Annotated in this window: 4 protein-coding genes; 1 reads left to right on the top strand and 3 read right to left on the bottom strand. The window is 71.4% G+C overall.

The genetic code is table 11. The features are described 5' to 3' along the window. From AB0J52_RS22590 to AB0J52_RS22580, 3 genes are all read right to left on the bottom strand, one after another. Positions 1-1634: ABC1 kinase family protein (locus AB0J52_RS22590; protein WP_500183898.1), on the bottom strand; the 1634-nt coding region annotated here is incomplete at its 3' end. Positions 1635-1767: 133 nt separating this feature from the next. Then, the gene (locus AB0J52_RS22585; protein ID WP_500183896.1) at positions 1768-2418 is read right to left on the bottom strand and encodes a rhomboid-like protein; all 651 of its coding nucleotides are present in this window, start codon (positions 2416-2418) and stop codon (positions 1768-1770) included. A gap of 203 nt (positions 2419-2621) precedes the next feature. Next, the gene (locus AB0J52_RS22580; protein WP_500183895.1) at positions 2622-3857 is read right to left on the bottom strand and encodes a L,D-transpeptidase; all 1236 of its coding nucleotides are present in this window, start codon (positions 3855-3857) and stop codon (positions 2622-2624) included. A 561-nt stretch (positions 3858-4418) separates the two neighbouring features. Between AB0J52_RS22580 and lanKC the strand changes: the two genes are divergently transcribed. Further along, positions 4419-6399 (top strand): class III lanthionine synthetase LanKC (lanKC, locus tag AB0J52_RS22575; protein ID WP_500183893.1); only part of this gene is annotated, 1981 nt, incomplete at its 3' end.

The raw sequence follows: 6399 nt of genomic DNA, 5'->3' as shown, positions 1-6399 counted from the left end.
CCGACCATGTCGAAGCCGGGCGCGAGCTCGGTCAGCCCGCCCTCCAGCGTCCCGAGCGCCCGGAACACCGCCGCGAACTCCGCCGGGACGGCCAGCGAGAACCGCGTCATCACCCGGAACAGCTCGGTGAACATCGCCGGGTTCGGGGTCTGCCCGGTGGCCAGGTGCCGCGCCATGAACGCGCCGAGCGCGCGCTCCAGCGCCTGCTCGTCCAGCTCGTCCGGGCGGGCCGTCACCTCCAGCAGCGCGTCGGTCAGCGCGACCGGGTCCGCCCGGTTCACCGCCATCAGGATCCGGCCGAGGGAGGCGCGCAGCTCGCCGTCCAGCCGCCCCACCGAGCCGAAGTCGATCATTCCGAGCCGGCCGTCGTCGAGCAGCAGCAGGTTCCCCGGATGCGGGTCGGCGTGGAAGACGCCGTCGAGCATGATCTGCCGGAGCATCTCGTCCAGCAGGTCGCGGGCGAGCGCCGCGCGGTCCAGCCCGCGCGCCGCGAGCAGCGGGCCCGCCTGGGTCAGCGGCACCCCCGCGAGCCGTTCCATGACGAGGACGCGGGCGGTGCACAGGTCCTCGTACGGGCGCGGTATCCGGACGCTGCCGTCCTGCCGGGTGCGGCTCGGGTCGTCCTGCGGGGCGCGGCGGCTGGTGTCCGCGGGGATGTGGCTGCTGCTGTAGTGGTGCCCCCAGGAACTCGCGTGCGCGGACGAGACCGCCGCCATGTTCCGCGTCTCGATGCGGAAGTCGAGCTCCTCGCGGAGCGCCGTGGAGAAGCCGTCCGCCAGCGCCACCAGCCCCAGGGAGTGCCCCCAGTCGGCGCGCGCGTGCAGCGTCCGGGCCAGGCGCCGGACGATGTCGAGGTCGCGCTCGACGACCGTCCGCACCCCGGGCCGCTGCACCTTGACCACGACGTCCTCGCCGGTCCGCAGCCGCGCCGCGTGGACCTGCGCGACGGACGCGGCGGCCAGCGGCTCGCGGTCGAACTCGGCGAACACCTCCTCGACCGGCGCGCCCAGCTCGTCCCGCAGCACCCGCTCGATGTCCTCCCACGGGACCGGCGCGGCGCGGTCGCGCAGCCGCCCCAGCTCGGTGACGAACTCCTCCGGCAGGACGTCGCGCCGCGTCGACAGCACCTGGCCGAGCTTCACGAACGTGACGCCGCCCCGGTCGAGCGCCTTGACCAGCGACCGCGCCAGGGGGCGCGAGCGGGACTCGTCGTCCGGCCGGGCCCGTCCGCGCAGGTACGGTCCGAGGCCGGCGCGCACGAAGATCCGGGTGATCTGCCAGTAGCGGCGGGTGCGCGCGGCTCGCGCGCGCAGGGACCGCACCCACAGCAGCGGCGACGGGACCGAGCCGGTCGGGACGAACGCCTCCCACACGACCAGGACCAGCATCGCCACCAGCAGCGCGCATCCCCAGCCGAGGACGGTGAACCACATCGTGGCGGTGAAGTTCGGCCGGTCCGGATCGAGCCCGCGCATCAGCCCCTTGAGGACGGGGCTCGCGACGGCCTCTCCCGCGGCCGCCGCCAGGATCGTCCGGACGAAGGAGAACCGGGTGTTGAGCAGCCGCCTGGCGCCGAAGGCGAGGAACCCGGTGATCAGCGTTGACCCGAGGACGAAACCGATCCAAAACGTCATGATCGAAACGTAGTCCCCGGTATCGCCCCGGATATCCCTCTCGCGACGGAGCGCCGTCCCCCGGACGGCCGAAGTTCACACCTGTTCTCCGCGTCGGCGGATCGCGGCTACTGATCGCGGCTCCGGATCGCGGCTAAGGAGCCAACGGCTCGGCGGCCGGTGCGTCCGCCGGTGCCGCGCCGTCCGGCACGTCCGGGGACGGCAGGGCGAGGCGGCGGCGCAGGAGCAGGAAGAGCGGGACGGCCAGCACCATCACGGTGACGTGCCCGACGGCCGCGACGTCCAGCTGGCCGAGCCCTTCGAACAGGTACGGCCAGAGGGCCCACAGCCCGGCCGCCGCCACCGGACGCCACCACCACGTCCCGAACACGATCACCAGGACGAGGCCGGGCACGAGGACGAACGAGGGGCCGGTGTCGAGCTGGTGGCGGGCCGCCTCGGGGAGCGTCCCGTGCGCGAGGCGCCAGGCGACGACGCCCTCGCTGACCAGCGTCCCCAGCACGTGCAGGAGGACGAACAGCACCGCCGTCCGCCGGTTGCCCAGCAGCGCGTTGACGGGGAGCAGCGCCACCACCGCCAGTCCCACCCACACCAGCGGATAGGAGTCGGGGACGAGCGCGGAGACGGCCAGCGAGCCCAGCGGGTGGTGGGCCAGGTTGGCCACGTTCGTGCTCACCCAGGCCAGCACCCGCGCCTTGTGCTCGGGGGACAGCGACCAGACCACGGCCTCGGCCGCGGCGAGTGCGGTGACGTACGCCCAGGTGGCCGCTCTGGTCCTCAGCACGACTCCATAGTGCACCTCCGCCCGCGCGCGGCGTCCGGCGGAGCCCGGGAAAGCGCAGGAGGCGAATGGAGCCCGGAAAAGCGAGCGGCCCGGCGCTCTCGGGGAGGAGAGCGCCGGGCCGCGTCCGGAAGGCCGTGGGCCCGGACCGGAAGGCCGGGCGGGAGGCGTGCCGGGGGAGCGTCGGGGGAGCTTGGCGGGAGGTCTCAGCCGGTGAGGGAGGCGGTGGTGACGGGCTGGCCGAGCTTGCCCCCGGTCACCCACTTGTCGAACGACATCTGCCAGTAGCCCCAGCCGTTGGTCCAGGGCAGCTCGCGGCCGGTGCCGTTGATGGTCACCATGTCACCGCGGTAGGACCATTCCATGAACCACTGCGCGTCGTCGGCGGGGGAGCGGACGCAGCCGTGCGAGCAGTTCCGGTTGCCCAGGCAGGACGGGTCGTCCATGTTCTGGTGGATGTACTCGCCGCTGTTGGAGATGCGCGTCGCCCACGGCACCTTCTCGTCGTAGTACCCCGGGTCGCCCTTCTTCTTGCCGGGCGCGACCATGCGCTCCACCCGGACGTGGTCCATGGTCAGGTGGACGCCGCTGGTGGTCTTCAGGTGGTCGACGCCGTCGCTCTGCACCTCGCCGCCGGTGCCGAGGCTGATGCCCCACTTGCGGACGACCACGCCGTTCTTCTTCACGGTCAGCTTGTGCGTCCGGTTGTTGACCGTGATGGTGTGCGAGTCACCGATCTTGAACTTGCGGGTGACGTCCTTGTCGCCGTAGACCGAGTCGCCGATCTTCAGGCCGGCGTAGTGCACGCGCAGCTCGACCCGCTGGTTGGCCTTCCACGGGGTCTTCGGACGGAACACCAGCGACGGCAGGCCGTTGAACGACTCGCCCGCGTCCAGCCACCGCCACGCGCCCTCGGTCGGGTACGTGGACTTCAGCTCGACGGCCTTCTCGATCGTCGCCTTGGCCTTGTCCGGGACCTCCTTGTTGAACTGGATGAAGATCGGCATGCCGGTGCCGACCTTCTCGCCCGGACTCGGGATGACGTTGTTGATCGTCGTCCGCGCGGTGTCGTTCACGGTCCGGAACGAGCTGGTCGCGGTCGCCGTCTTGCCCTTGCTGGACGCGGCCACCGCCTGGACGGTGTACTTCCCGCCCGGGATCAGCGTCCAGGACGACTTCCAGGACTTCTTGTCGGCCGACATCGTGCCGGGGACGTCGGCGTCCTTCAGCTTCACCAGCACCTGGCTCAGCGTGCCGCCGGTCGCCGTCACCGTCACGCCCGCGTCCGGCTTGGCCTTCGCCGAGCCGTTCGCCGGAGTGATCGAGATCTGCGGTACGCCTTCGTCGTGCCCCGCGGTCTTGGCATCGCCGCCACCACCGCCACCGCCGCACGCCGTCGCCAGTCCCAGGACCAGCGCCACCACCAGGGCCTTACCTCGCACGGTTCTCCCTCATCAGCCCGCAATCCGCAGAAAGCACATTAGCGACAAGAACGCCGGTGCTTCTCCCGCATTCCCCTGTCGGCCCCGACCTCGGAGGATCCGCGCCCCGGCACCGCCCACCCGGGTGCGGGTGAACATCGATCAGTAAGACGCCGGAAAGCTCCCGGGAGTTCGCATCTTTCCCAGAAGCCACCGCACCGGCCTCCCTGGAGCCCCCTGGCGGATCGTCCAGGTTCGCCCCTTCTGCACGTCGCCGCGGCCGGCGGACGGACGCGAACCACGTGGGGCCGCCACCAGCCGGCGCCGGCCGTCACGACGCGTGTCCACCGATCCGTCCGGGCGAAACCCGGACGTCCGCCGGTTCCGCGGTGTCGGGTGTTTAGCCGCCCCCGGTGCGTCCGTCCTCGGGTTTCCCGAGACGGCGTCACAGAACGCACATGGGCGTTGGTGCGTTCCTCACAATCAAATATTGCGGATTCAACTTGGCGTCCGACTTGCGGCCGGAGATGCTTTTGGAAGCCGGGCGGTGAGCCGGGAAGCCGAGAAGTCAGGAGGAACGCGGTGGACCAGTACGAGCCCTACTGCCTCGCCGATCTGTTCTTCTACGACAAGCTCGGCGAAAAGCAGAACGAGGCGTCGGACTTCCCCTTGGTGTCCCGCCCGGTGCCCGCGGGATGGATCCGCCACGAGTCGGACGTGTGGATGTACTACGCACCCCGGGGAGAGGGCACGCTGCCCGCCCAGGGCTGGAAGATCCACCTCTCCGCGCGGCTGGAGGACGCCGAGCGCGCCCTCGCCGTGATCTGGGACTACTGCGTCCCCCGCGGGATCGTCTTCAAGTACCTGCGCGGCCGGTCCGTCCTGCTCATGCGCAACTCCAAGGCCGCCTCGCGGGGCGCCAGCGGCAAACTCGTCACCATTTACCCGCGGGACGAGAACGAATGCGAAGTCATCCTCAAAGAGCTCGACGAACTTCTTCGCGGCATCGAGGGACCGTACATTCTGAGTGACCTCCGCTACGCGGACGGACCGCTCTTCGTGCGCTACGGCGGATTCGCCGAACGCCGGTGCCCCGGCAAGGACGGCGAACTCGTCCCCGCCATCGAGAACGGCGAGGGAGAACTCATCCCGGACGTCCGGGGCGCGACGTTCTCGGTGCCCGAATGGGTGACGCTGCCGTCCTTCCTCGAACCGCACCTGGAGGCCCGCAACTCCGTCCGGGTCGACGAGATGCCGTACGACTTCGAGAGCGTCCTGCACTTCTCGAACGGCGGCGGCGTCTACCTCGCCCGCGACCGCGCCTCCGGCGAGCGCGTCGTGCTGAAGGAGGCCCGCCCCCATGCGGGACTCGACGTCATCGGACGCGACGCGGTGACGCGCCTCAAGCACGAGCGCGACATCCTCGAACGCCTCTCCGGCCTGGACGCCGTGCCGGCGCTCCGCGGCTACTTCACCCTCGGCGAGCACCACTTCCTGGTCGAGGAGTTCGTCGACGGCAACCCGCTGCAGCGCCAGCTCGTCCAGCGGTACCCGCTGACGAAGGCGGACTGCGACGCGGCCATGCTCACCGGGTACACCGACTGGGCGCTGGACATGCTCGGCAAGGTCGAGGACGTCGTCCGGCAGCTGCACGAGCGCGGCGTGGTCTTCGGCGACCTGCATCCGAACAACATCCTGGTGACCTCGTCCGGCCGGCTGTGCCTCATCGACTTCGAGGTGGCGGTCGCCGCCGAGGAGCAGGCGGGCACGACCCTCGCCAACCCGGCGTTCCTCGCGCCGCGCGACCGGCGGGGGCTGGAGGTCGACCGGTACGCGCTCGCCTGCATGCGGTACTACCTGTTCGCCCCGCAGACGACGATCACCCTGCTGATGCACCGGCGGAAGGCCGAGCAGCTCGCGGACCTGATCGCCGAGACGTTCCCGGTCCCGCGCGCGGGCTTCGACGACGCGGTCGCCGTCCTGCTCGGTTCCGACGCCGAGCCGGGTCCGTCCCCGCTGACCACTCTCCCGCTTCCCGGCCGGGCGCCCTGGCCGGAGGTCCGGGCCGCGTTGCACCGCGCGGTCCTGGCCTCGGCCACGCCCGGCCGGGAGGACCGCCTCTTCCCCGGCGACCCGGCGCAGTTCCGGGACGGCGGCGGGATCAACATCGCGCACGGCGCCGCGGGAGTCCTCTACGCCCTGGCCGAGACCGGGGCGGAGGTGCCGCCGGAACACGTGGACTGGCTGGCCGAACGGGCCCTGAGGCCCGACGTGGGCATGCCGCTCGGCTTCTACGACGGCCTGCACGGCGTCGCCCACGTCCTGCACCGCCTCGGCCGCCGCCAGGACGCCCTGGACATCGCCGACATCTGCCTCCGGGAGAAGTGGGACCGGCTCAGCCTGAACCTCTGCTCCGGACTGGCGGGAGCCGGCCTCAACCTCCTCCATCTGGGCGAGGCCACGGGCGAGAGCGCCCTCACGGACGCCGCGAACCGCATGGTCGAACTCTGCGCCGACCGCCTCGGCGGTCCCGAGGACGTCCCCGAGCTCAGCGGCGGCGAGC

Origin of the sequence: Spirillospora sp. NPDC049652 (assembly GCF_040675125.1) — a bacterium.
In the GTDB taxonomy this organism is placed as follows: domain Bacteria; phylum Actinomycetota; class Actinomycetes; order Streptosporangiales; family Streptosporangiaceae; genus Spirillospora.
The sequence above is the reverse complement of the archived record's forward strand: the minus strand, read 5'-3'. Positions and strand labels throughout refer to the sequence as shown.